The 24843-nt window shown below is 44.2% G+C and carries 21 protein-coding genes; 11 read left to right on the forward strand and 10 right to left on the reverse strand.

The genetic code is table 11. The features are described 5' to 3' along the window. Nucleotides 1-531: 531 nt before the first annotated feature. From B5D54_RS07005 to deoD, 4 genes are all read right to left on the reverse strand, one after another. Nucleotides 532-2115, reverse strand: a complete 1584-nt coding sequence (locus B5D54_RS07005; protein WP_078925819.1) for a GGDEF domain-containing protein — start codon at nucleotides 2113-2115, stop codon at nucleotides 532-534. Beyond that, nucleotides 2096-3583 carry a MalT transcriptional regulator family protein gene (locus tag B5D54_RS07010; protein ID WP_078925960.1) on the reverse strand — a complete coding sequence of 496 codons (1488 nt, stop codon included), beginning with the start codon at nucleotides 3581-3583 and terminating at the stop codon, nucleotides 2096-2098. The genes B5D54_RS07005 and B5D54_RS07010 overlap by 20 nt, the downstream gene beginning before the upstream one ends. A 243-nt stretch (nucleotides 3584-3826) precedes the next feature. Next, nucleotides 3827-5296: a lactate dehydrogenase gene (locus B5D54_RS07015; protein WP_078925820.1), complete on the reverse strand. Its 1470-nt coding sequence runs from the start codon at nucleotides 5294-5296 to the stop codon at nucleotides 3827-3829. Between the two features lie 23 nt (nucleotides 5297-5319). Beyond that, complete coding sequence (gene deoD / locus B5D54_RS07020; RefSeq protein WP_078925821.1) at nucleotides 5320-6036, reverse strand: purine-nucleoside phosphorylase; 717 nt, start codon at nucleotides 6034-6036, stop codon at nucleotides 5320-5322. Nucleotides 6037-6404: 368 nt separating this feature from the next. On the opposite strand from deoD, the gene B5D54_RS07025 reads away from it, so the two are divergent. From B5D54_RS07025 to gltS (B5D54_RS07050), 6 genes are all read left to right on the forward strand, one after another. Further along, a complete protein-coding gene (locus B5D54_RS07025) occupies nucleotides 6405-7355 on the forward strand; it encodes a YbgA family protein (protein ID WP_078925822.1) in 951 nt (316 codons plus the stop codon). Further along, on the forward strand, nucleotides 7345-8160 hold the full coding sequence (locus B5D54_RS07030; protein WP_078925823.1) for a MerR family transcriptional regulator: 816 nt from the start codon (nucleotides 7345-7347) through the stop codon (nucleotides 8158-8160). Before B5D54_RS07025 ends, B5D54_RS07030 begins: the two co-directional genes overlap by 11 nt. Continuing rightward, nucleotides 8157-9584, forward strand: coding sequence for a deoxyribodipyrimidine photo-lyase (gene phrB, locus B5D54_RS07035; RefSeq protein WP_078925824.1), 1428 nt, complete (start codon nucleotides 8157-8159; stop codon nucleotides 9582-9584). Before B5D54_RS07030 ends, phrB begins: the two co-directional genes overlap by 4 nt. Continuing rightward, a complete protein-coding gene (locus B5D54_RS07040) occupies nucleotides 9577-10488 on the forward strand; it encodes a L,D-transpeptidase family protein (RefSeq protein ID WP_078925825.1) in 912 nt (303 codons plus the stop codon). The genes phrB and B5D54_RS07040 overlap by 8 nt, the downstream gene beginning before the upstream one ends. Nucleotides 10489-11050: 562 nt before the next feature. Further along, entirely contained in the window at nucleotides 11051-12277 is a 1227-nt protein-coding gene (gene gltS / locus B5D54_RS07045) for a sodium/glutamate symporter (protein ID WP_078925826.1), read from the forward strand. A gap of 272 nt (nucleotides 12278-12549) precedes the next feature. Next, nucleotides 12550-13779, forward strand: coding sequence for a sodium/glutamate symporter (gltS, locus tag B5D54_RS07050; RefSeq protein ID WP_078925827.1), 1230 nt, complete (start codon nucleotides 12550-12552; stop codon nucleotides 13777-13779). 93 nt (nucleotides 13780-13872) lie between these two features. Here gltS (B5D54_RS07050) and B5D54_RS07055 read toward each other — a convergent pair whose 3' ends face one another. After that, a complete protein-coding gene (locus B5D54_RS07055) occupies nucleotides 13873-14310 on the reverse strand; it encodes a DoxX family protein (protein WP_078925828.1) in 438 nt (145 codons plus the stop codon). Between the two features lie 243 nt (nucleotides 14311-14553). Here B5D54_RS07055 and B5D54_RS07060 point away from each other — a divergent pair, with 243 nt between their 5' ends. Together B5D54_RS07060 and B5D54_RS07065 are read left to right on the forward strand one after the other, a co-directional pair. Continuing rightward, a complete protein-coding gene (locus B5D54_RS07060; protein WP_078925829.1) occupies nucleotides 14554-15033 on the forward strand; it encodes a methylated-DNA--[protein]-cysteine S-methyltransferase in 480 nt (159 codons plus the stop codon). 11 nt (nucleotides 15034-15044) lie between these two features. Then, the gene (locus tag B5D54_RS07065) at nucleotides 15045-15440 is read left to right on the forward strand and encodes a hypothetical protein (RefSeq protein WP_078925830.1); all 396 of its coding nucleotides are present in this window, start codon (nucleotides 15045-15047) and stop codon (nucleotides 15438-15440) included. A gap of 47 nt (nucleotides 15441-15487) precedes the next feature. Here the strand turns inward: B5D54_RS07065 and nhaD are convergent, their stop codons facing one another. The 4 genes from nhaD to slyA all read right to left on the reverse strand — a co-directional run bounded on the left by nhaD (nucleotide 15488) and on the right by slyA (nucleotide 19643). Beyond that, nucleotides 15488-16927, reverse strand: coding sequence for a sodium:proton antiporter NhaD (nhaD, locus tag B5D54_RS07070; protein ID WP_078925831.1), 1440 nt, complete (start codon nucleotides 16925-16927; stop codon nucleotides 15488-15490). Nucleotides 16928-17047: 120 nt separating this feature from the next. Continuing rightward, complete coding sequence (locus B5D54_RS07075; RefSeq protein WP_078925832.1) at nucleotides 17048-18079, reverse strand: DUF2955 domain-containing protein; 1032 nt, start codon at nucleotides 18077-18079, stop codon at nucleotides 17048-17050. Between the two features lie 12 nt (nucleotides 18080-18091). Further along, the gene (locus B5D54_RS07080; RefSeq protein WP_078925833.1) at nucleotides 18092-19150 is read right to left on the reverse strand and encodes an HlyD family secretion protein; all 1059 of its coding nucleotides are present in this window, start codon (nucleotides 19148-19150) and stop codon (nucleotides 18092-18094) included. A 34-nt stretch (nucleotides 19151-19184) separates the two neighbouring features. Continuing rightward, nucleotides 19185-19643 (reverse strand): transcriptional regulator SlyA, encoded by a 459-nt coding sequence (gene slyA, locus B5D54_RS07085; protein ID WP_078925961.1) that lies wholly within the window; start codon nucleotides 19641-19643, stop codon nucleotides 19185-19187. A gap of 190 nt (nucleotides 19644-19833) precedes the next feature. Here slyA and B5D54_RS07090 point away from each other — a divergent pair, with 190 nt between their 5' ends. After that, nucleotides 19834-20118 (forward strand): DUF134 domain-containing protein, encoded by a 285-nt coding sequence (locus tag B5D54_RS07090; protein WP_078925834.1) that lies wholly within the window; start codon nucleotides 19834-19836, stop codon nucleotides 20116-20118. A gap of 121 nt (nucleotides 20119-20239) precedes the next feature. Beyond that, nucleotides 20240-21865 carry a methyl-accepting chemotaxis protein gene (locus B5D54_RS07095; protein ID WP_078925835.1) on the forward strand — a complete coding sequence of 542 codons (1626 nt, stop codon included), beginning with the start codon at nucleotides 20240-20242 and terminating at the stop codon, nucleotides 21863-21865. Between the two features lie 69 nt (nucleotides 21866-21934). Here B5D54_RS07095 and B5D54_RS07100 read toward each other — a convergent pair whose 3' ends face one another. Beyond that, the gene (locus B5D54_RS07100) at nucleotides 21935-22549 is read right to left on the reverse strand and encodes a PGAP1-like alpha/beta domain-containing protein (protein WP_078925836.1); all 615 of its coding nucleotides are present in this window, start codon (nucleotides 22547-22549) and stop codon (nucleotides 21935-21937) included. Between the two features lie 233 nt (nucleotides 22550-22782). Here B5D54_RS07100 and B5D54_RS07105 point away from each other — a divergent pair, with 233 nt between their 5' ends. Next, nucleotides 22783-24837 (forward strand): TonB-dependent siderophore receptor, encoded by a 2055-nt coding sequence (locus B5D54_RS07105; protein WP_242004520.1) that lies wholly within the window; start codon nucleotides 22783-22785, stop codon nucleotides 24835-24837. Nucleotides 24838-24843: the final 6 nt, after the last annotated feature.

Genomic DNA, 24843 nt, shown 5'->3' on the forward strand with positions numbered 1-24843 from the left:
AAGAAGCCGCGCAGTATAGCAGACATCAATAAAAAAGTGTTTGTCAGATCATTGTGGCCGCGTCTGTTGAGGTATTCTTTACAGACGCTGTGTGATTTTTTGCATTTTGCAATTTTATTTTGCAACAGCATAACTGAAGTGGGAAACTTGCCGCGTTATCGAGGATCTTCATATGCTTATCATCGTGTGCAGAAGAAAGGGTAAGGCAGCATAATGAACTAATGCTTTGCTTATTTTTGTGTTTTTTTTATCTATATATTGTTAGGTAGTATTAGTTTTAAGATATTTATTCCAAAATTAATGCAATTTTCTGAAACTTAACAAAAGTTGGCACGTTAAGTGCTCTCTACTCATTGACCCTTACTAAAGCCAAGGGTCACCTAGCCAACTGACGTTGTTAGTGAATAGAAGTTTGTTCACACATAATATAAGCCAATCGCCTTATTTGCGATTGGCTCTTTTTTTATCCGTTATCGGTTGGGTTTTGTCGAGTACGTTGGGCTTTTTCGAGTACGTACCGTGATAAGTCGCTTATTCGGTACAAATTTGGTTTCGACCATTGGCTTTTGCTCGATAGAGAGCTTTATCCGCTCGATAGAAAGTCCGTTGGGTGTTTTCTCCTGGACGGTGCAGAGTAATACCGACACTGACGGTAAGCCGTCGATCTCCTAACATGGGTTGCCAGTTAAACCTAGCTATCGTTTCACGAAAGGCATTGGCATACCGAGAGGCTTCTTCTAACGTACACTTCTCTAGTATGACCAAAAATTCTTCGCCACCAAAGCGCACGCATGAAGTGGGGTAGCATTGGAAATGATCGATTAATGTTGATGAAACTTGCATGATCGCTTTGTCTCCCACTAAATGACCAAGATCATCATTGATGGACTTAAAGTGGTCAATATCGACGACCAGAAAAGCAAACACGGTTTCATTATGGAGAAGATCTTTCAATTTAATGTCGAGCCAACGTCGGTTATGCAATTGAGTAAGGGGATCGGTCAAGACATCCTGCTGAAGCTGGGCAACGGTATTTCGTTGATGCTCAGTCGCTTCTTTGAGCTCTCGATTCTCTTGTTCGGACAAAATGAGTTTCAACTGAGGCTCGAAACGAGAAAGTCGTCGTAATTGTGTTGCACCTAACTCGCTGATAGGGATCGATTTGACGAGTTCAGATTCAATTTGAAACCCTTTTTTCTCATAGTGAAGGGCAAGGTGATAGTTCCCTTGGCGAGCACAGACTTCACTAAAGGCGGTATATAGGCTTTGCTCCAGAATGGACACCTTTTTTAATCGAGAGATTCGTTTTTCCATCGTACTGAGCAGCATATTTGCAATATGCGTTTTGTTCAGATCAAGCAAGCAATAAGCTTGTTCAATACGTACCATGTTAAATAGCCAAATAGAGTGAATATTCCCATTGATATACTGAACACGAGTAAGAGTGCTGATGGCTTTTTCTCGTTGACCTTGTTGGCGATACAATTTGGCTTGATAGAGTAAAATTTGCCCATTCAAGATCTTATCATTGACGAGTATACGCAAGGTTTCACATTCTGTGAGAATGGTCTGTGCGGCTGAAAACTGGTTAAGGTGTAAATGGCACGCCAGCATGTAAAGTTTATAACGCAAACGTAACGATCGGCTGCTGAACGCATGGCTCAGTGCATCCACTTTTTGATAATAACGCAAAGCTCGGTGGTGATCGCCGTAGGCATCACATAAATTTCCCATTCCAAGCACGGCTTGAGCATATTCATCAATACAGCCGTGCTCTACGGCTAAGCTTGAGGTTGAAATATACTCATTTAGCGCCGCCGTATATTCACCATACTCCACCAACCGTTCACTCAGGCTTTGTTTTATGGTGAGCACCAGTTCAATATCTTTACTGGTTGAAAGTAGAGCAAGTGCGCTGCGAAGTTCTTGGATACTTTTCGATATTTGTTTTATCTCAGTGCGATATTCAGCACTCAATGTGAGGCACAATGCCTGCTCTTCTGCATTACTGGCAATATGTTGTTTAACATGATGCCAAAAAATAATCGCTTCTTCGCCATTGACTGATGTGGCATCCAACCCCGCGTCCTGGATTTTATTCAGTAGCGCTTCCATGATGCTCTTCCTGTCGTTGATCTTGTTCTAACTGTTCTAAAGTAAAAGGAAAACTTAAAATATCTTTCAATGTAATCACGGGTAGAGAAGCATGAAAACCTTTGCGCTGCCACGGATAAATTTCAATCATACCTTCCACGATTTGTTTGAGTTTTTGGGCAGATAGCCCGGTTTCTGATAGCAATAGACCGAGCCGAGTTGGGCTGAGGCGAGAGAGTAAGTCATGCGGTACACACAGTGTATGGATAAGCTCGGTACAAATATCCAGATAGCGTGGATCTTCATGGTAAAAAAGCATGACAGAGTGTCGACTATTGTGTAATTCCGCTTTGAACATCATTAATTGTTCCCACCAATAACTTTCCGCTACAACATGAGATAAGTGTTTTTCAGGATTATATTCGTATTGGCTTCGTATACGATGAATCAGTTTGTGTGCTCGTTGTTCAAGCTGACGCTTGGAAATATGAGCTCGGTCAAGGCCTAGCCGAGAAGTCTGCTCGCGTAACATATTCAGAGAGAAACGACGATATTTTTTAAATGCGATCAGGGCTCTTTGAGCATCTCCTTGCTCTTCAGCAACCCGAGACTGTTGGAAGCAGATTTGTGATAACAATTCTCCGTTATCAAAGGTTTGTGCGGATTGTTCGGCACGGAGTAATAGCTGAGTCGCCTTGTGATGATTTTTCCGAAGCAGTTCTAGCCGGGCTCGACTGATATAAGAGTGCGCTTTCATCCAGACTAAGTTATGTTGTTCTGCAAGCTCATGAGCCTGTTGGGTGGCTTGCTCTGCATCTTCTAGCCGCTCTAGACCAAGTAATGCCAAGCCTCGGAAGTCCCACACTTCAGCCTGCCAAGTATTATCGCTATGATCGCGCAGCGCTTCTTCAGCCCCATCCAGTACAGAAAGCATATCTAAATATTGATTGAGTAAGTAGAGATCCCAAGCCCATAAAATGCGTGCTTTTCCTTCCAGCCAAGAAATTCGAGTTTTATTGGCGACATTAACCGCTAATTCGTGAGTGGAACAGGCTAACGAATACTCATGGGTCATGCGCCAGACATTACCCAACCCCACTAAGCTTTCAATGATGATTTCAATCTCATCCGTTAAGGAGGCCTGCTCTAAGGCATTAATCCAATATTGTTGGGCGGTATAGTACTTAGCCTGCCCCCAGAAATGGAGGGCATGAATATGTAATATTTCTGGAAGATAGTCATTACTTTCAAGGCTGTGTTGATATTGGTGTGCCTGTTTAATGCGTTTCAGCCCTTGTCGATAATCCATTATGCACCAAGCACAGCGCGAAATAATAATGTGTGATTGGAGAATGCCATCAACAAAATTGAGTTGTTTCGCTTGAGACAAACATTGTTCTGCCGCTTGCATAACTTGTTTAGGGTCAGCTTCAATACGGTTTCTTAGTTGTTCAAGCTCAAGTTCAAGAAGGTGTTGATGTTTATCCAATGGGGTGTCCTTGCCAATACCAAACTGAGAAGTGTAATCAAGAGGCAACATTCGCTCAATGCTCTAATAAGCATGGTGAGGGAACTCAAATACAAATCAAAGCTTACGGTTATAAGACAATAATTTACGCCTATTTACCATTGGTGACGACAGTTATTGACCTTAGTTCACATTTTTAAACGAGAACATGTACGGCACGAGCAAAGGAATGGGGTATTTAACCTTACTATCTGGCCCGTTTTTCTAAGAAAGCAGCTCTTTTAAGGTAAGAGGGTGCTGAGTGACACCTAAATTCTGGGCAGCCGTGAATCCATATTTATCTTGGTAACACAAATTATGCCAAGCTCGGAAGATGTCCAATAAGGGTAAAATACCTCCGGGGCGTAACTTCCTCCTTGGTTCGTTGATGAGAGATTCAAACAACAGTTGGAACCGTTGCTGATAAAATGCGATCTGGCGGGTAGTAGCAATAGGTAGCCAATATTGAGGCGAGGGTTCATTTCCTGCGAGATAGCAGATACCTTTTGCCGTTTGATTCTGGTTAACAATAGCCCAGCGATCACGCCACCACCCCATCAAAACAATATCAATGCGAGTAAAAGGTTCGCAGGTCTTCCAATCATGATCTTCTTCTATGTACATCAAATCAATGGTTTTCTGACGAATACGAGGTAAACCCACACTCAGTGCTGCTGAACGGAGCAAGGGATCTTGTGGCATAAATAAAGAGACAGGTTTATCAGGGGAACACATCTCTAACACATGCATATAATGGGCATAAGCGGTATAGGGGGGACGAATTAATGCCCCTTTTGAGGGGTAATGAAAAGCGGAGAGGTTCCCCATTGGATCTTCAACATTCCCTCTCGCTAAGATGGTTTGATACTTTTGATCAATCCGTTCTCGCAGTATCGATGAAGGAACGGGCATCGGAAGATTCGATTCAGAAGAATAATCTTGAGGCACAAAGCGAGCGGGAAGTTGATAAGGGTTATGATCCCCTGAGGGTTGTGCTTCCTCATGGGCAGAATAGTTAACATGTTGACATAAAATATAGCCAGTTTTGGCATCTCCTGTGGCTATCCACAGTGCCCCATTATGACTGAGCGGCTGCAAAGGCATATAGTGAGAAGCCAACTGATAGGTGTGTGCATGATTGACCCAACGTGCATCAATCATCGCTAATTTTCGACGGCAACGACTCGCAATATGCTCAACATGGTCATAAAACGTTTTGGGATTGATTTTGAGTTTTCGGCAAATTTCACGTACGGAATACCCCATAAACAGTAGCCCTAGCAGGCTTTCTTGTAAAGAGAGTTTATGGTTTGCTCCCGACCATTTATCAACAAACGTCGATTGACAAGCTTTACAACGGTAACGCTGACGATCGCCACTGTAACCGAAGGCATGATAACGCTGTTTATGTGTGTGAACGGATAAGCCAAAATGAGCGCACTCAACATTACGGCATGCAGGTAACCCATCGCTATGTAATTGGCGAAGACGGCGAAGCTCATTTAACACATCATGGTTATTAAGTAAGGGGGGGAAAGCACCACATTCACGACAAACCATCGTTGGGCGTTTCGGGTTCGCATGCTGCAAAACATAATGTTTTGCATCGCTCAAGCCAAAGTTGTTACACGCCAATGTTTTACAAAAGTTGAGTTGTAAACCTTCAGCCGCCAGCGGTAGTTGGTCATTCGGCACGATCGCCCCCTCGGGGTATAAAATTAAAAATCGATGTTGATGGCGGTATCCAGTGCGATTTGCATCATTTCATGGAACGATTTCTGACGGTCTTCTGAGCTGAGTTTCTCACCACGTAAAATATGATCAGAAACGGTCAGGATGGTCAGTGCACGAGCGCCGAGGTCTGCGGCTACACCGTAGATACCTGCGGCTTCCATATCAACGCCTAATATGCCTAGTTTTTTCATGGTTTCAAAAATTTCAGGCTCTGGGGTATAGAATAAATCAGCAGAAAAAACATTACCGACTTTAACCGCGACTTTGTGCGCTCGGGCTTGCTTTACCGCCGTTTCAAGAAGATCGTAATCGGCAATCGCAGCAAAATCGTGCCCCTTGAAGCGAATACGGTTTACTTTCGAATCGGTAGACGCTCCCATTCCTATGACCACATCCATTAATTTCACATCATCACGAATCGCTCCACAACTGCCAATTCGGATGATGTTTTTGACGCCATACTCGGCAATTAATTCATGGACATAAATGCTGCATGAGGGAATACCCATCCCATGCCCCATGACGGAAACTTTCTTGCCTTTATATAGCCCTGTGTATCCGAACATATTGCGCACATCACAAACTTGAGTGACCTCTTCTAAGTAAGTTTCTGCAATAAATTTAGCTCGTAAAGGATCGCCAGGCATGAGTACCGTTTCAGCAAAAGCACCGGGTTGTGCATTGATATGTGGGGTTGGCATGCGTTGTTCTCCAAAGGTGAAAGGTCAACATCGTCGATATTATTACCAATTATGTTGACGAATGAAAATAGGTTGAAGCAATAGTAGCGAGCAATACCAAGGGGTCGTGAGATATTGGTCACAAAACATAGCTAGTGGCAATGGTTTTACTCTATTGATAACGAAATATGTTGGAACTGGTAACGCAACCGATTTGCTTTCTGTACTTTATCGTTGAGCGTTATTTTGAGGCTGACGACGAGAGTCCATGTACAAAAAATATATTTGTATAATTAAATAATCCTGTGCTATACCATATACAAGAATATTTTTTGTATAACTTATCCAAAAGAGCGACAGGATCGCCTTGGGCTCTTTAGGAGGTGAGTATGGAATCTAACATTCGTGTCGGTATTAGTGCCTGTGTGCTCGGGGAGCGGGTTCGTTTTGATGCAGGGCACAAAGTCAGCCATTTTGTTACCCAAGAATTAACCCCATTTTTTGATTTTGTACCGGTTTGTCCCGAAGTGGGAATGGGGTTACCAGTTCCTCGCCCCACGATTCGTTTAGTGGAGGATGATCAGCGCATTGCTTTAGTCGAAACGAAAGATGTGAGCCGCGATCATACCGAAGCCTTGTTACAATATACCCACCAAAAAATTGACCATTTTCAGTCTCAATCTTTGTGTGGTTACATTGTATGCGCGAAGTCACCGACATGTGGTATGGAACGAGTCAAGGTGTACCGTGAGCATGGTGCTGAGAAAAATGGGGTGGGCTTATATACTGAGCAATTAATGCAACGTATGCCGTGGCTCCCCGTAGAAGAAGATGGCCGACTGCATGATCCGATTCTGCGGGAGAATTTCATTACTCGCGTATTCTGTTTGCATGATTTTTACCACTGCTTAGAGAACGGTCCAACAGCAGGTAAAGTGGTGGAATTTCACTCACGCTATAAGCTAACGTTAATGGCGCATCATCCTCTCTCTTATCAGCGTCTTGGCCAACTGGTGGCGAAAGTGGCCCAATATGAGGTGGAAACCTTTATTCAAGAGTATCGTTTAGGGTTGATGCAGGCGTTGACTTTTCGGGCCAGTCGAAAAAATCAAACCAATGTCCTAATGCATATACAGGGTTACTTTAAACGCTCTCTCACTTCGTCACAGAAAGCCGAGCTGGCTCAAGTGATTAATGAATATCGCCAAGGAGTATTACCTCTTCTCGCCCCTTTAACGCTCATCAAACATTATCTTTCTATGTATCCAGATGCGTACCTTGGTCAGCAACGTTATCTGAATCCTCATCCTCAGGAGTTGAAATTACGTTATGGATTGTAAAGAAAGCCGGTATGCGATTCGTGAAGTATCGGAACTGACTGGGGTAAAACCAGTTACGTTACGTGCTTGGCAGCGTCGTTATAACTTGATACAGCCTCAGCGTACCGAAAAAGGGCACCGTTTATACAGCGAACAAGACATTCATACGATTCGTCAAATACAAAGCTGGTTATTAAAAGGGGTTTCCATTGGCAAAGTCAGCTTGTTATTACAAAGCAGTGAACAAGCAGGAACAGGGCTGTTTATCGAGCAGGCAACCGAGCTACCAGAATGTCAGCCCCTGCTGGTGGCTTTAGCTCAATTAAACCAAGGGAAAGTGGTTAATGTACTTGCGACCGTAATGAAAGAGTACCCCTTAGATATTGTAGAAACACAATTGATTCTTCCCGTTATCGATGCACTTGAAAAAGTCAAAGGACCGCTCCGTTCTTTGCAAAAAGGATTATTTAACGGTGTGATGTTAAATAAGTTATCGAGCATTCTTGAGGCAGAAAATAAAGCCGCCCATAAAGGGAAATGTTTATGTGTTAGCTTTGAACCTTGTGGCCATGTGCTGGCTTGGTTATGGGCGGTCGGTTGGGCTGAAAAAGGATATAATGTGACTTTTCTTGAAAACGTGGAAGATATTAGCGGGCTTGTTGGTCATGAGGGAAATACCCGTTACTCGATATTGGCGCTATTTTCTTATCGTAATTTACCCGATAACCAACGTAAGGCGCTGGCAGCGCTGGAATCTGAATTTTCTAAGCCTATCTCTTTCTCTGGGGTTTTAGCTACACTCATCAAGCAGGAAGGGTGCGAATGAAACTGGTCTGGTTGCGACGGGATTTACGGGCGGTGGATAATACGGCTTTGCGCCATGCCATTACCAGCACTCAGCCCGTGTATGCACTGTATGTTGCAACGCCAAACCAGTGGCAGCAACAAAATCTGGCTCCTATTCAGGCCGATTTGATTTATCGGCGCTTATGTGCACTACAACAAGAATTGGCAGAGTTAAATGTACCACTGCTGTATATGGAGTGTGGGGATTTTAGCCAAGCGGCTCATGCCGTGGCAACCTTGTCTCAAGGGCTAGGTGTTGATCAAGTTTTAGTCAATCGTGAGTATGAATATAATGAGCAGCAGAGAGATAGTTTGGCGCAACAACAGCTGAAGGAGCAAGCAGTAGATTGGCTCGCACTGGATGATAAATGTGTGATCCCACCGGGCCAAGTGCTGACCAAGCAAGGTGGGTACTTTAAAGTTTTTTCGCCGTTTAAACGTGCATGGCTCACTCAGTTTACCCCACCCATTATTTTAACCACGCCTGTAGCGCAAAAAATCACCGTGCCAGAGCCCTTCCGTCATTATTTGTGGAGCGAAGCGCAGCCTTTTACTTACCCGCGTTTGACGAGTAAGGCATGGGCAGCCGATTTTGATTCCATCCGTCAGCAACTTCGCCAATTTTGTCAGTATAAGGTTGAGAGTTATCATCAATGGCGTGATTATCCTGCGCAAGACAGCACGAGCCGTCTTTCTGCTTACCTTGCCATTGGTGCCCTTTCTGCTCGCCAATGCCTTGCTCGGCTTTATGCTCTCTCTCAGGGAGAGGGATTGTCTTCAGGGGCTGAGGTGTGGTTAAGCGAATTTATGTGGCGAGAGTTTTATCAACATTTAGTGGCTTTTGAAGTTAGGCTTTCCAAAGGAAAAGATTTTCATCCTTGGGGGGCAAAACTGGCCTGGCAGAATGACTTGGTGGCATTTGAACGTTGGTGTGAAGGGCAAACGGGTTTTCCCATTGTTGATGCGGCCATGCGTCAGCTTAAACAGACAGGGTGGATGCATAATCGTTTGAGAATGATAGTGGCCAGTTTTCTCACAAAAGATTTGCATATTGATTGGCGTTGGGGAGAAAGGCATTTTATGCGCCATTTGATTGATGGGGATTACGCGGCCAATAATGGTGGCTGGCAATGGTGTGCATCAACCGGATGTGACGGGCAACCTTATTTTCGAATCTTTAACCCGATAACTCAAGGTGAAAAGTTCGATCCAACTGGGGCGTTTATTCGTCAATGGGTGCCGGAGTTGGCTAAGGTGCCACCCACGCATATACATAGGCCTTGGAAGTGGATTCAAGTTAACACTTTGTTATATCCCACCCCAATGGTTGATCATAAAGTCCAAAGAGAAGTAACCTTGCGTTTATACCAAGAAGCTAAAGAGTGGGAGAATCGTATTGCGTAACTGGTGGATATTGGGATTGATATGGATAAGTGGTATCACCTTTGTGCAAGCGGCGGTGTATGATTTTCCTAAAGAGGGAAGCCGATTAGTTGGGCACCTGCAGTACCATGTAGTGCAAAAAGGAGAAACGCTAGCTGACATCGGCACTCAATATAAAATTGGCTTTCTAGCGTTGATGGCGGCCAATCAAGGTGTCGATCCTTTTCTTCCTCCTGAAGGAACTGTCCTCACCATTCCCTCACAAGTGATTCTACCGGACGTACCGTATGAAGGTATTGTGATTAATTTAGCTGAATTACGATTGTATTATTTTCAGCCTGATCAACGTCAGGTCTATATTTTCCCGGTGGGCATTGGCCGGATTGGCCGAGATACACCCGAAATGGAAACCCACATCAGCCAAAAGCGAGCGAATCCAACTTGGACGCCAACGCAATCCATTCGCCAAGAATATTTGCAACGTGGTATCGAGTTGCCTGCGGTGGTCCCTGCGGGGCCGAATAACCCACTGGGAGAATACGCAATGCGTTTGGCATATGGTTCTGGCGAGTATTTGATTCATGGAACCAACAAGGATTTTGGTATCGGTCTGCGAGTGAGTGCTGGGTGTATTCGTATGGAACCTGAAGATATTGAATGGCTATTTCAGCAAGTGGAACGAGGGATAACGGTTCGGGTGATTAATGAGCCCATCAAAGTTTCATTAGAGCCGGATCGTAGTGTATTTATTGAAGCGCATGAACCCTTAACACGCAGTGATGGCAGTAAAAAAATCTTGAGTTTACCCATTGAGTTAACATGGTGGTTGAGTGAGTTTAATCAATCCGAAGCACGGGCGCGAGCTGCAATTCTGGCTCAAAACGGTATTCCTATTGAGGTGGTTGCGCCTCAGAGTCTCCAGTGATTGAACAGCATGGGCTTAGCTAAAAGTACCAGTTATTGGTTGTTAATTAGCCGAAAATGACATAATTAACGTAAATGTCATTGAATATGCTACAATCGGATTTCGTTATGACAATAACCTCTATTGAGAACTTGAGTGTTTCCCGAGGTTCGACTCGTTAATTTTCCATGAGTCAGAGTGATTTCACTACAATGGGGACAAGTAAATCTTTGGGGTAGAGCGCTTAAAATAGCGCTCTATTTTTTTGTGGTAACGGTAAACGTTGTTCAAAGGTAAAGAAGGTGTGTGTTGTAAAAAAAGGAGCCTGATTAATAGGCACAGGCATCATCATATCGTACATACTCTAGGAAAAGATCCCATCCGGTTTGACGGTGTTCTTTTTACATTTCATCGGGGCTGACAGCGTACTAAAACACCGCTTATTAGCTGCTCCTTTAATTTAGCCTCAGGCGCATCAACAACAGAAGAGTATGGTTATTTTAGGAAGCGATGGCTTTGAACAGACAACCCAATAAACCCTCATTCATCATGGAGGATGAAGAGAACAAGATGATGAGGTTATATGAATCATTTGATTTCTATCGGGGCGCTGGAGTCCTTTTTGGTGGCTATTAGTGTGCTTTTTCTTGGGCACTTCGTGAATGCTCGTCTGCCAATTTTAAATAAATTTAATATCCCTGAACCGATTGTCGGTGGTTTGATCATCGCGTGTTTCATCATGGTGTTGCATTTCAATGGGATTGACTTGGCCTTTGAACTGCCGCTGCAGAGCATTTTTATGTTGATGTTTTTTGCGACCGTGGGGTTAGCCGCTAACTATACGCAATTGATTAAAGGGGGAGCGAAAGTCTTTATCTTTTTAGCGGTCGCCTCTTTTTACATCATTATTCAGAATGCCATCGGTATCTCTTTAGCCAGCGCATTAGGGTTAGATCCATTGATGGGGCTCATTGCTGGCTCTGTCACGCTCTCCGGTGGTCATGGAACGGGGGCGGCATGGTCACAAACTTTTCAAGAGGTGTATGGGTTAGACAATGTATTAGAAATCGCCATGGCTTCGGCGACCTTTGGGCTTATTATTGGTGGAATCATTGGTAGCCCTGTTGCTCAGCGTTTGGTTGATAAACATAACTTTGAGTCAGAATATGGCCGAGGATCAAGAACGCATGAACGCTTTCCTGAAGTGGTGACCTATAACGAGAATGAAGAAGACAGCGTGACGGCAAAGACCGTGATTGAGAATCTGTTCTTCTTGTTGATCTGTGTGACGGGAGCAAAGTATACCGAGCAATGGGTGAGTACTTTTCATATTCCGTGGCTGATGATTCCTGATTTTGTGTATGCTCTGTTTATTGGCGTGCTGATCACCAACCTGTTAGAAGTGACAAAAGTGCGTAAAGTTGATGCAGAAACCGTAGACATGTTGGGTACGGTTTCTTTAGCACTCTTTCTTGCGATGGCATTAATGAGTTTAAAACTGTGGAATATTTTTGATTTAGCGATTCCTTTTTTACTCATTTTAGCGGTGCAGTCCGTGATGCTGGCCTTTTTTACCTACTATGTCACTTTTAAAGTGATGGGGCGTAATTACGATGCGGCGGTGATTGCAGGGGGACATTGTGGTTTTGGTTTAGGGGCAACCCCGACGGCAGTGATGAACATGGGATCAATCGTTAACCGCTTTGGCCCATCACCGCAAGCGTTTATGGTGGTGCCGATTGTTGGCGCTTTCTTTATTGATATTGTGAATCTGATTATTCTACAAGGATACATCACGATCATCGGTTAACCACGCGTCGTGTTATAAACATAGTTTACATGTTGCTTATCTGAAACGGTAAGTGAGCGGATTATGATCAAAAGGAGCGCATAAGCTCCTTTTCTCTTTTTATCAACATGTGAGAATTACCTGCAATTCATTTTTCCTTTATTCTTATTTAGTGAGAAAATGGCTTTTCACCCTCCTAGAAATGTCAGCCTTCTCTAGGCAACCTGCTTCTATACCCAATCATGTTTTGAATGGTGTTCTCAAATCATGAGAAAAAGTAGGACAGAGGTGTTATGAATCAGGTTATTTCTATTGGCCCACAGGAGTCATTTTTAGTCGCTATTGGCGTGCTTTTTTTAGGTCAGTTTATCAATAATAAATTACCCATATTAAAACGATTTAATATTCCCGAACCCATTGTTGGTGGGCTAATCGTTGCGTGTTTTATTACCATCATGCATTTAAACGGGATCGATTGGGTTTTTGATCTCCCGTTGCAAAACACATTCATGTTGATGTTTTTTTCAACGGTAGGTTTAGCAGCCAATTACACACAATTGGTTAAGGGCGGAGTAAAGGTCTTTCTCTTTCTGATTGTCGCCTCCGTTTATATTGTGATCCAAAATGTTGTGGGGGTCTCTCTTGCCACCATTCTGGATCTGGATCCTTTAATGGGATTAATTGCTGGTTCTATCACGCTTTCTGGTGGGCATGGTACAGGCGCGGCGTGGGCACAGACGTTTCAGAATACTTATGGACTGAATAATGTCTTAGAAGTGGCGATGGCTTCGGCGACATTTGGCTTAATTATTGGCGGGATTATCGGTAGCCCGATTGCAAAGCATTTGATTGAGAAACGCCATTTAGAATCTGAATATGGTCGAAGCCATCAAACACATCAGCGTTTTCCTGAGTTGGTCACCTATAACGAACATGAGGAAGACAGAGTCACGTCAAAAAAAGTGATTGAAAGTTTATCGATAATTCTTCTTTGTGTGACTGGCGCTCACTACTTAGGGCAATGGGTTCGTCATTTTGACATCAGTTGGTTGATGATTCCTGACTTTGTTTATGCTCTATTTATTGGTGTGGCTATCACGAATGTGATGGAAGTCACCAAAGTTCGAAAAATCGATATGGAGACGGTCGATATTCTAGGAACGGTGTCTTTAGCTCTATTTCTTGCTATGGCATTAATGAGCTTAAAACTGTGGAATATTTTTGATTTAGCAATTCCCTTTTTAGTGATCTTAACGATTCAGTCTCTCGTGTTAGCACTTTTTTCTTACTATGTGACATTTCGAGTGATGGGAAGTAGTTATGATGCTGCGGTGATCACCAGTGGTCATTGTGGGTTTGGACTGGGTGCAACCCCAACGGCGGTAATGAACATGGGGTCGGTGGTCAATCGATTTGGTCCTTCGCCTCAAGCCTTTATGGTCGTGCCAATCGTGGGGGCTTTTTTCATCGATATCGTCAATTTGCTGATTTTGCAAGGAAGCCTCTCTTTCTTAACGCACTAATGAATGCCTTGGTTAAGAGGCCTTACCGACGGGAATAGATAAAGCCCATGGGTTTACACCCACGGGCTTTATCTCAATAGAGAGGTTAGCGGTTTATTGACTGCTGAGGAGACGGTCAATACTTAGGTTTCCTGCACCAGAGATCAGCAAAGAAACGGTGGCTGCCAATAAGGCTAAACCAAACTCATAGCCGTTATTTGCCATAAATAAACCGTTATCAATATGAACCGTAAAAATAGCGACGATCATCGTGAAAGCGGTGACCAGTGCGGCGGGTCGAGTCAATAGACCGATCAGTAAGAATAGGCCACCAAAAAACTCACCGCTTCCCGCAAGGAAGGCCATCAATACCCCTGGTTCGAGGCCGATGGAGGCCATCCACTGTCCTGTTCCTTGCAGGCCGTAGCCACCAAACCAACCAAATAATTTTTGTGCGCCATGGGCCATTAAAATAATGCCGATAGGAATCCGTAATGCTAATGGTGCATAGCTGGTTCCTGTTTGGATAAGTTTATTGATTAGCGTTTTCATAACCGTTCCTTAATGTTCGAGAATATAGAATAAGATTTCATTGTGCTCTTAATTTATGTAGCCAGTATAGAGCACCTTTTATAAGACGATAAGTATGGAGAATTGATATTCCTATTCGAAAAATTTGAATGTCTTTTAATGCTTCTAACATAAAAAAATACGTTATGTATTGGCCTCGATACATAGGGTGTCGTACTCTTATTTCATACTTTAAGTGACTCATAGAGATAAAGGCGTGACATTATGCATCAATATACACATTACTATAGTCCGCTAGGAAAGATGATATTGCAATCGGATCTTGAAGGTTTAACCGGAGTTTGGTTTACAACAGAAACGACAATGCCTTCAGAACTTGGCGAATATACGGAGTCATGTTCTATACTTGTACAGACAATCAATCAGTTAAATGAATATTTTTCTGGGGAACGTCGGGATTTTAACTTACCGCTCTCGGCGAAGGGATCGGAGTTTCAGCAAAAGACATGGCGAACGTTGCGTTCTATTCCTTATGGTGAAACTTGGAGTTATGCACAATTAGCTCAAGTGATGGGCAATCCGAAAGCGGCCAGAGCCGTAGGGAGTGCAAATAGTAAGAATCCTATTTCCATTATTGTGCCCTGCCATCGAGTGGTCGGTAAGAATGGGGCGTTAACGGGTTACTCTGGTGGTATCGAACGGAAAAATTATCTGCTTGAGTTGGAAAATAAACATACGGAATAAGGAGGATGTCGATGCGTAATAAGTCACTACAAACTGCAGTTATTTCGTTGTTCTCTGTTCTGTTTGGTTGTACTCAGGATGATTTGGTGCGCATGGCAAATAAAGAAACGTTTTCTTTTGAAGGAACGTATGACAACCAATACACCCCGTATATTTTGGTCTTTAAAGAAGGAAAAGTCTCGTTTCAAGCCGAAGCGACTCATTTCGAGTGGGAGCGAAACTACACCGTTAAAGACAATCTTCTCTATATTCAAATTCGAAATAGTTCGCTAGAGAAACGGGATGATTTGGTTATGAGGATTCATGGGGGGGGCGAAGTGCTGACATGTACAGCATGTGCGCAGTATCAATTGAGTAATATCTGGGTTCGGTTAGATGCTTTGCCCCAAAATGCGGCTTTGAAATAAAGGCCCTCTCGCAGATAAGCATAGAGAGCCTTTATATGGGGAGAGTCTTAGTGGGTAAATAAGGATTGATTAAGCAACAGATGCGTTGCAATGCTGGCTGCATAACCAAGCATAATCACAGGAGCCCACTTCAAATGACCGATAAAAGTATATTTACCATGCGCCGCTCCCATTAAGGCTACACCCGAAGCAGAACCAATCGATAATAAACTGCCCCCCACTCCGGCGGTTAATGTGATCAGTAACCAGTTACCTAGCGACATAGTGGGATCCATACTCAATACCGCAAACATAACCGGAATGTTATCCACAATGGCAGAGATACCACCTAAAGCAATGTTCGCCCAAACAGGATCCCATTGTGTGTACATTACGTCCGACACCAGCCCTAGGTAGCCAAGCAAGCTTAAGCCTCCCACACACATGACCACACCATAGAAGAACAGTAAGGTGTCCCATTCGGCGTGAGAAATTCGGCGAAAAACGTCAAAAGGAACGACAGAACCTAGGCGTTTTAAAGCGGCTTCATCTTTTTTAGCCATAGCAATCGCGGCTTTTTTCGCCAATGAACCTGCCAAGGTTTTTCTTAAGAAATAGCCAAAGAACTGCAAGTAACCGAGCCCCATCATCATGCCGATAACGGGTGGGAAGTGGAATAAGGCGTGAAAGGAGACGGCTGTTGCGACAGTGAAAATAAACAGGGCCACAATGCGGCGGGCACCACGTTTAAGTTCCACTTGTTCATAAAGTGCATCGGGTTTGTCTGTAGGCAAAAACAGAGACATGATGACAGCTGGAAGAAGGTAATTCACCACCGAAGGGATGAAAAGATCCATAAACTGCATGAAGGTCACATGGCCCGCTTGCCATACCATTAGAGTGGTAATATCCCCAAATGGGCTAAAGGCTCCGCCTGCGTTAGCAGCAAGAACAATGTTAATACAGGCTAAATTGACAAATTTAACATTATTACCGCCAACTTTGAGTACCACAGCACACATCAATAAAGCGGTTGTCAGGTTATCGGCGATAGGGGAGATGAAAAAAGCGAGGATACCGGTAAGCCAAAATAATGTTTTAAAATTAAACCCTTTACCCACCATCCATGCTTGGAGTGCATCGAAGAGACGCCGTTCTTCCATGGCGCTGATATACGTCATCGCAACCAGCAAGAAAAGTAACAGCTCTGCGTATTCGAGTAAATTATGTTCCAGTGCGGCACGTGCAATGTCCATGTTGCCGTGTTGTTGATAAACATAACCGATCATCGCCCAAATTAAACCAGCGGCAAGCAGCACGGGTTTTGATTTACGAAGATGTAAATATTCTTCCAGCATTACCAGCACATAAGCGAAACAAAATAAGATCAGTGAGGCATAGCCAATGGTCGATGAAGTCAGGGGTAACGGGGAATCCGTTGTGATGTTTGTAGCAAACGCGAGTTGAGGAATCAATAGTAGAGCAAAGCCTACCCACATTCGATTCATTATTGGTACTCCGATAGTCAAAAAATTGCCCAGAGTGTAATGATTATTCCCGCATACGACTGTGAGGCAAGTTGGAAATGTCTGATTTGTTTTAGTTTTGTGTTGTTTTGTTAAGAAAATTTACCCAAACCGCGTCGCAGAAAAAGTATTAAGTATGCGGTGAATGAGGTAGGTCATCATTAGCGTGATCACGATAGCAAACAAAATGCTACTGACTCGATATAACGCACTGAAAACAAAGTCACCATTGGGAGCCAAATATTGACCAAATAAAATGCCGAGAGTGGTTAAGCCGCCGAATCCTACGCCTGAACCACTCGACTCTTTCACGTGCAGATGGCTAAACCAGAGGCAGCCAATCCATAACATGGGAATAACGAGGATTAATAGATCTGACCAATCATATAACATCACCTGCCCAAATAAACCAAAACTGACCCCCAGTAAAGTTCCCATCGCTCGTTTACGAGCATAACCAAGAGCGCCATTCCAATGCATGGGGAACAGCAGCAGCAAGGTTGTCGATTGAGCCGACATGGAATCACTTAAGTCAAATACTTGGAACACGATGAATGACAGAGTCGCAATACTTGCACCCAATAACGCCTCGTGGCGAGTGCGATGTGACGGCTTATCTATGCTAGGAGCGGCTACCGTTTGGCGAGGTTCGGTGTTAGGAATAAAATAGGTCATTAAATAGGCAATAATGACAGACAATATGTTGGCATGTAAGTTACTAAAAATCAGGTCATTTAAGTCGGTTGTCGGGTAGCTGGCAAAATGCAACATAATGCTTAAGCTAAGTACACTGTTGGCTCCAAATAAAAATAGGTATCCTTTTGACATACAGGCAAATTTATAGAGGAATAGACCAAACGCAATCAATGTCATCAGGACAAAGTGATGGGCAAACAGCCCACCTAAAATACCGACTTCTAACCCACAGACGACAGCGGAAGCGAGTAATTGACGAGCCGCATGTCCATTCATCACCGGAACCATTCCCAGCAGTAGCATCGGTGTTACGGTGAAAAATACACCATAATTCCAGCCAAACCATTTATTGAGTGTAAAACCTATGGTTGCGCCCGTTGCAATACGTAAGCACTGTCGAATGTCATTACCGGAGAGTGGATGGTGCCAAAGCTTCATTCGTGATACTCACTAATAAATATAATGTAGGACGCTAAGGAGATGGATCTGAACTCGGGCTAACCAAGCAAAGAAAGCGTTGTCGGGGAGCAGTTGCACGGTTGCTTTTGCACCCGCCGGTAGTGTTGGAAGAGTATTCTGATCCAGTGAGAGGTGCAGACGTAATCGCTGCGCATCTCGCACCCAGCGGTTCGATTCGGTTGGGTTGGCGAGTTGCCCATTGGCATCAAATTGTCCAGCACTGACGCCCGCATCAATGCTACGAATATTGGCCGTAAATACCTGACCGGGTTGGCTATCAAAAGCAATCAAAGCGGGATGATTCGGCGTACGGTTACGCAAGCTTTTTTCACGAAAATCCGCGATGACATCCATACGGTTTCCTACCAAGGCGACCAGTGGATTTCCGGCATTTGCGTACGTTCCGGTTTCGATTTGTAAGTTAGTAATCACTCCGTCGTGTTCAGCGACCACTCGTGTATAAGATAAATTCAATTGTGCTTTGTTAAGTTGATTTTGAGCGGTTCGAATACTGACGTTGGTATCATCGGCTTCCCCACGGCTAACTTGTAACTCTTTTAGGTGGGCTTGTGCGGCAGCGAGGTTGGCTTTGGCTGCAATAGCATTACTTTGTGCATCATCACGCAATTGTTGTGAGGTTCCATTACGCAAGAAAAGGGTATGTAAACGAGTAAATTCCCGTTTTTTTTGCTCGGCAATAATTTGGCTGGCTTGCAAATCGGCTTGTGCAGCTAAAATAGCCGCATCCAGTTGAGCATTATTTTGTATCGCTTGCTGTAAATTGAGCTGGGCTTGTTCCACGGCTAACTGATAAGGAGCGGCATCGAGTTCAAAGAGTAAGTCGCCTTTATGTACAACTTGATTATTGGTGACATAGAGCTGGCTGATTTGCCCACTGACTTGAGGTGCCACTTTGGTGACCACTCGCGTTACCATGGCCTGTGGTGTTAAAGGCATGGCGAGGTCTGCAATGAGAAAATAAGCAAAAAGGCCAATAAATGCAGTGCAGGAATATTTTATCCAGCGAGCAAATTTCTGATCGGGTGTCATAGATAATCACGTCCTTAGCAAACGGGAAGATACATTAATGAGAATGAAGGGTATTGAGCGCATTATGAGCGATTTGATCCAGTAACTGATTCATTTTTCTGAGTTCCTCATCATCGATTTGGCTCAGTAGTTGATGACGGATCTGCATTATGCGATGTTCCATCTGAGTTAAGAGTGCTCGGCCATTATCCGTGAGCGTGACAATGCGGGCTCGTTTATCACTGGCGCAACAGTGGCGAGTGATGAGTGCTTGCTCTTCCAATTGATTGAGTGTGCGCATGAGCGAAGCCAATTCAATTTCTAATGCGTCAGCCAGCTGTTTTTGGCTGACGTTATCGCCTAAACGTTGCAACTTCCAAAGAGCGGTCCAGCGAGGATGAGTTAAGCCTAATGGCTCTAATTCACGATCCGCAACCATCTTCCATAAACGAGAAACTCGGGACAGTTTCTCTGCCAAAGAGAGGTCTCTTAAACGATTCAGATTTTGGGGCATCATGAGGCTTTCCATCATTACTTAGCGTGCTAAGTAATATAATATAGTTAGCACGCTAAGTAAATAGTTGTGATGTGTGTCACTTTATTTTGTTGTGCAAGTAAAGTCATGCATAGACACCGAGTTGCCTTTTCAGGCCAAGATGCCACAATAGCGCGTATTCCCATGTTCCCGATAAGAAGAGAAGGTTATGGCTCGTCCAAAAATTCCAAGACAAATTTGTGGCTTTCCAGCCCAAAGTTGTTTTAAACCCAATGGAATTCCGATGGCTCAGTTAGAAGCCGTGTCCATTCAAGCGGATGAGTTTGAAGCGCTGCGTTTGGTTGATTATCAAGGAATGCAGCAGCAAGAAGCCGCCATAGTGATGGGTATCTCTCGTCAAACCTTAGCGAATTTAGTGAAATCGGCGAGGCGTAAAGTCTCAGACTGCTTGCTTCATGGCAAAGCACTATTGATGGAAGAACGACCACAATAACGGCCACCACCAAGTTTTGACGGTTTTATCTATCAAAGAAATAGGTACAATCGAGCGCTCGAATATCACCCCCTCTTTTATACTGTGCTCCTGATGACATTGATAGACAGGGCACCGTGTTATGCGTTCACTTTCCATTACTCGATTAGTACGAGCCAATGCCGCGTTGGCGGTTTTTGCGATTGTTGGCTTAAGCTTTTTCCTTATTCTCAATTTAACCCGTGTCCAGCAGCAGTTTGGTACGGTGGTTGATCGTAATGTTCAACTGCTCACCGCTATTTCTGATCTGCGTTATTACACAGTGACTTACCGCCGTTTTGCTCTCGACTATGGCTTAACTGATGATGTTGATGAATATCGCACGATTATGCAAACCATCGAATTTAATGATCAAGCGGTCAAGCAGGCATTACAACGTATGGAGCAGTTAGCGGATTTGCCCGATATTCAAGCATCGGTATCCGATTTTGAACGTCAGATAGAGACCTATCAAGTAATGCAGCAGCATTATACGGATCTTATTGATCAAAACCGGATTGAAGAAGCTCGCCGTCAAATGTTGGGTCCAATGTTGGCACCTTTTAACAAAATTGTGGAAGGATTGACACAATTTCAGCATCAACTAGAGCAAGATGCGACTCGCATGAAAAATGAGAAACAAGCACAGATTGAGCGAGTGATCCGTGGTTCTGTTGGGGTCGCTGCTTTAGTGGTACTTGCGCTACTGGCCAGCGGATATTTGACAGCCAAACGAGTATTGCGGCCACTGGCTCGATTAAAAGCACACATGTCGATTGTTGGACAGGGGCAGTTGGAATCGCGTTTATCACTGACACAGTTTAAGCACGATGAATTTGGTGAAGCGGCGCAAGCATTTATTCATATGCAAGAGAACTTAACCACATTGATCCTTTCCGTAAAAGAGAGTGTCCATTCGTTAGACTTGGTTTCTGAAGAGCTGGCCGCTAAGGTCGCGCACACTCAACAAAGTGTGGATGAGCAGAAATATGAGATCCAGAAAATTGTCTCATCTGTGGCAGATTTATCAGGCAACACTCAGCATATTGATCAAGTGACGCATAAGGCATCGTACAAGAGTGAGGAAACTCAACAACAAGCGCAGTTGGGTGAGCAAAGTATTGTGCATTCCATTGAGCGGACAGAACACTTATCACAATTATTGGATCAAACCGGACAAGTGATTAATGGGTTGTATCAACGCAGCTCAGATATTAGCCTTATTTCTGAGGTGATTGGTAATATCACCAAGCAGACCAACTTACTGGCATTAAACGCGGCAATTGAAGCTGCGCGAGCCGGTGAGGCTGGGCGAGGGTTTGCTGTCGTAGCCGATCATGTTCGTGAATTAGCTCAGCAGACTCAACAGTCGATTGAAGAAATTGGCGGAGTGATTGAAAACCTGCAAGCTCAAGCTTCGGATGCCCAAGGTTTTATGAAACAGTGTCAAATTGAAATCGGGGAGAGTTTACAGCAAGTCAAAGAGGCGGGAGCCGCTTATCACCAAATCGTGGGGGCCGCACAGGCCATTGCAAAACTTGATGGACAAATTGCTCAATTGGCCCAAACGCAACAACAATTATCCATGCATGTGAGTGAGAGCGTCAACACGATTGAAGGGTCTTCTCTTAATATTGAACATATTGCTAGTGAAACCACACAGACTTATCACCTTGTTCAGCAACAAACTGAACACTTAAAGCAGTATATTGGTGCATTTACCGTTTAATGGTTTCAATTTTTCATGGTTTTCTTGACCTGAATCGGGGTTGTTCTCTTGATGCTGATTCAGGTCTTCCTAATGTTCAAATTGGTCATAGCGAATGAAGTGGTCGATTTGTTTGGCGATATAATGGTTGTATAACATACTGGTGTGTGTGGTTCGTGTTTCCAGATGATCCGTCATGCCTGCAATTTTGGTTTCTTCCACCGTCACCGTGCCATCGGACTCCTTTTGATTCCCCATTAATAACGTGCGCATCCCGATGGGAAGTGTCCCCGCGATACTGCCGAGTTTTTGTGGAAAATCCCATGTATCGTGATGTTTTTTCAAGCCATACTGAGTGGCGTTTCCAAGAATGACTCCCAGCCCTAATTGCTCAATTCTGCTTACAATCGAGGCTCCCTGCAAAGGGGAACCAATGGTGATCACGTGAGAGATAAGCTGAGTATTTGGGCGGCGAGAAGCTAAATAGCGCTTGATCATCAAACCACCTAAGCTATGCCCGACCAGTACGTTGGTTTGTTTGGGAGCTAGCGCAGCATCAATTTGGAGAAACAGTTTTTCCTCATTAATCGACACCGTATTATAGCTAAGCGCGGTTGCCTGATAGCCCAACTTAGTCAGTTGCTGGCGCAAGGGATGCATAACAATACTGTGCATGTAGAGTCCATGAAGAATGATAACTGGCATGATGTGTCCTACAAATGGCTCGAAGTGGTTATCTAACCATGCTTTTATGACAAGTAAAAGGGGGGCGTGTTTTGTCTGTTTAGCCAACGGGCTCTTGAAAGAGAGAAAAGATCAATAAATAATTTGTAATGATAATTAAACTCAGTTAGATTCTCGAATTCATTGCAAACACCATCGATATTAGAAAAATAATGACTTTCCACTCCAATTATTCGCCCCTTTTTTGCGCCGTCGTGTTTGGGTTAATCTCATCAACGGTTGCGGCTGATGAAACTTCACAAGCACAGAGTTTTGACGAAACCGAAAGCCTTGTCGTTTATGGCCGAGCGTTATCCCTTTATCGAGCGCAAGAGAGCAGCTTAGCGACCAAAATACCGACAGCGATTGATGAAACACCTCAATCTATCCAAGTTCTGACTCAGCCGCTTATTCAAGATCAAGGGGCTCGGCAGATAACCGATTTGTATCGTTCTATCAGTGGCGTCAGCCAGTATTCGTATTCTGGTGTGACCTTCCGTGGTTTTCGTCAAGATCACATTTTATATGATGGGCTTCGCGGTGATCCCTTTAATGGTTTTGCTATTCCACAACTGTTCAATATAGAGCAGGTTGAAGTGCTAAAAGGGCCTTCATCAGCGGTGATGGGAAGTGGTGAACCGGGCGGTGTGATTAACTATGTGACGAAAAAGCCGACCGCTCACACTCAGAATAAGGTTTCCATCACCGCGGGAAATCAAGATTTTGTGAGTGGAAGCCTTGAACTTTCTGGCCCAGCGACAGAGGATCAGAGCCAGCGTTATCGAATCGCCATTTACCAAGATCATGAAAACCCTTCTCGTGATAACACGGATGTTCGTAATCGAATTATCGACCTTGGTTATGCTTGGGATATAACCGACAGTACCACCGTCACAGCACAGTTTACTGATATCATCCAGCATTATGGAGGGGCGCGTTTACGGGGGATTCCAACGGATGACAAGGGTAATTTCCTGGCCGATATTGATTGGAATGCTAACGAAGCATCCGATTTCCAAGATTTAGAGGCGCAGGTTTATCAACTTCGTCTCGAGCAACGCTTTAATGCTTGGTTAAGCGGTGATCTCACTCTGCGATATTATGAGAATACTGAGAACCAGAAATATCATGAGCCCAATGGATTATTAGATTCCAATGGCGATGGTGTGCTAGATACCAGTAAGCGTCAGTTTCGAGATCAAGTTCGCCATAATAAAGCCAGTTCGGTGAGCGCCAATGTGATGGCTGAGCTCGGTGCTCATACATTACTACTCGGGGGGGACTACTACCGTATTGATGAAGACTATATCTATTATCGGGCAAATGTAGATAGCATCAGTTTAACCAATCCCATCTATGGTGCGGATACTTCAGCCTATAATCTGACTCTGGCTAAACAAACGGAAGCACGCTCACAGCGCTATGGCGCTTATGTTCAAGATCAATGGAAAATTACGGAACGTTGGAATCTATTAGCGGGGCTACGTTTGGATGGCTATAAAGACAAAGTTGACGATCTTAAAGCGGGGGATCGTGATGATTATACTGGCTCTGGTCTGTCGTATCGCTTAGGGTCGACTTACCAAATTAATGCCCAGTGGCACCCTTATGCGGTGGTTGCAACGGGGTTTGTTCCACAAGATGCGACAAACCAAGCCAGCTCGAATGGTGGGCCGTTTGATCCTGAAGAAAGTTTGATGTACGAGGCGGGCGTCCGTAGCTATTGGCTAGACAATGCACTGAACGTTAACCTCGCGCTCTACCACATCAACAAAGAAAACATCCTACAAACCGACCCGAATGATGATTCCCGTTCAGTGGCTTACGGGAAAGTACGTAGCCAAGGGGTGGAAGTCGATATTTTGGCTGATCTAACGGAAAATTGGGCGGCTAACTTAAGTTATGCCTATAACGATACCCGAGTGAAGGAAGCCTATGATGGAATCAGTGGTACGGTCGGAACCCGTTTTGCCAATGCTCCCCATCATCAATTAGGGCTGTGGACTCGATATGATGTGACGGCGATAGATTCTTCGATAGGTTTTGGTGCTGATCATGTGAGTGAGCAATACAACCAGAGTGGTCAAATCGTCAAAGCCTATACGGTCTTTGATGCTTCATGGCAGACACGCTGGCAGCAGTGGTTATTCCAAGTTAATGTAAAAAACCTATTTGATAAAAAATACGCGGTGAGTGGTTTCATTGACCGTACTGGCCATTTTCCTGGCGAGCAGCGTCGCATTTATCTTACCGCAAGTTATGACTTCTAAGGTCTG

Origin of the sequence: Vibrio cincinnatiensis DSM 19608 (genome assembly GCF_900167345.1) — a bacterium.
Lineage (GTDB): Bacteria > Pseudomonadota > Gammaproteobacteria > Enterobacterales > Vibrionaceae > Vibrio > Vibrio cincinnatiensis.

Coding starts and splice junctions, on each gene's coding strand:
- B5D54_RS07005 (WP_078925819.1), bottom strand. CDS start 2,115: ATGGAAGCGCTACTGAATAAAATCCAGGACGCGGGGTTGGATGCCACA.
- deoD (WP_078925821.1), bottom strand. CDS start 6,036: ATGCCAACCCCACATATCAATGCACAACCCGGTGCTTTTGCTGAAACG.
- B5D54_RS07025 (WP_078925822.1), top strand. CDS start 6,405: ATGGAATCTAACATTCGTGTCGGTATTAGTGCCTGTGTGCTCGGGGAG.
- B5D54_RS07030 (WP_078925823.1), top strand. CDS start 7,345: ATGGATTGTAAAGAAAGCCGGTATGCGATTCGTGAAGTATCGGAACTG.
- phrB (WP_078925824.1), top strand. CDS start 8,157: ATGAAACTGGTCTGGTTGCGACGGGATTTACGGGCGGTGGATAATACG.
- gltS (WP_078925826.1), top strand. CDS start 11,051: ATGAATCATTTGATTTCTATCGGGGCGCTGGAGTCCTTTTTGGTGGCT.
- gltS (WP_078925827.1), top strand. CDS start 12,550: ATGAATCAGGTTATTTCTATTGGCCCACAGGAGTCATTTTTAGTCGCT.
- B5D54_RS07055 (WP_078925828.1), bottom strand. CDS start 14,310: ATGAAAACGCTAATCAATAAACTTATCCAAACAGGAACCAGCTATGCA.
- B5D54_RS07060 (WP_078925829.1), top strand. CDS start 14,554: ATGCATCAATATACACATTACTATAGTCCGCTAGGAAAGATGATATTG.
- B5D54_RS07065 (WP_078925830.1), top strand. CDS start 15,045: ATGCGTAATAAGTCACTACAAACTGCAGTTATTTCGTTGTTCTCTGTT.
- nhaD (WP_078925831.1), bottom strand. CDS start 16,927: ATGAATCGAATGTGGGTAGGCTTTGCTCTACTATTGATTCCTCAACTC.
- B5D54_RS07075 (WP_078925832.1), bottom strand. CDS start 18,079: ATGAAGCTTTGGCACCATCCACTCTCCGGTAATGACATTCGACAGTGC.
- B5D54_RS07080 (WP_078925833.1), bottom strand. CDS start 19,150: ATGACACCCGATCAGAAATTTGCTCGCTGGATAAAATATTCCTGCACT.
- slyA (WP_078925961.1), bottom strand. CDS start 19,643: ATGCCCCAAAATCTGAATCGTTTAAGAGACCTCTCTTTGGCAGAGAAA.
- B5D54_RS07090 (WP_078925834.1), top strand. CDS start 19,834: ATGGCTCGTCCAAAAATTCCAAGACAAATTTGTGGCTTTCCAGCCCAA.
- B5D54_RS07095 (WP_078925835.1), top strand. CDS start 20,240: ATGCGTTCACTTTCCATTACTCGATTAGTACGAGCCAATGCCGCGTTG.
- B5D54_RS07100 (WP_078925836.1), bottom strand. CDS start 22,549: ATGCCAGTTATCATTCTTCATGGACTCTACATGCACAGTATTGTTATG.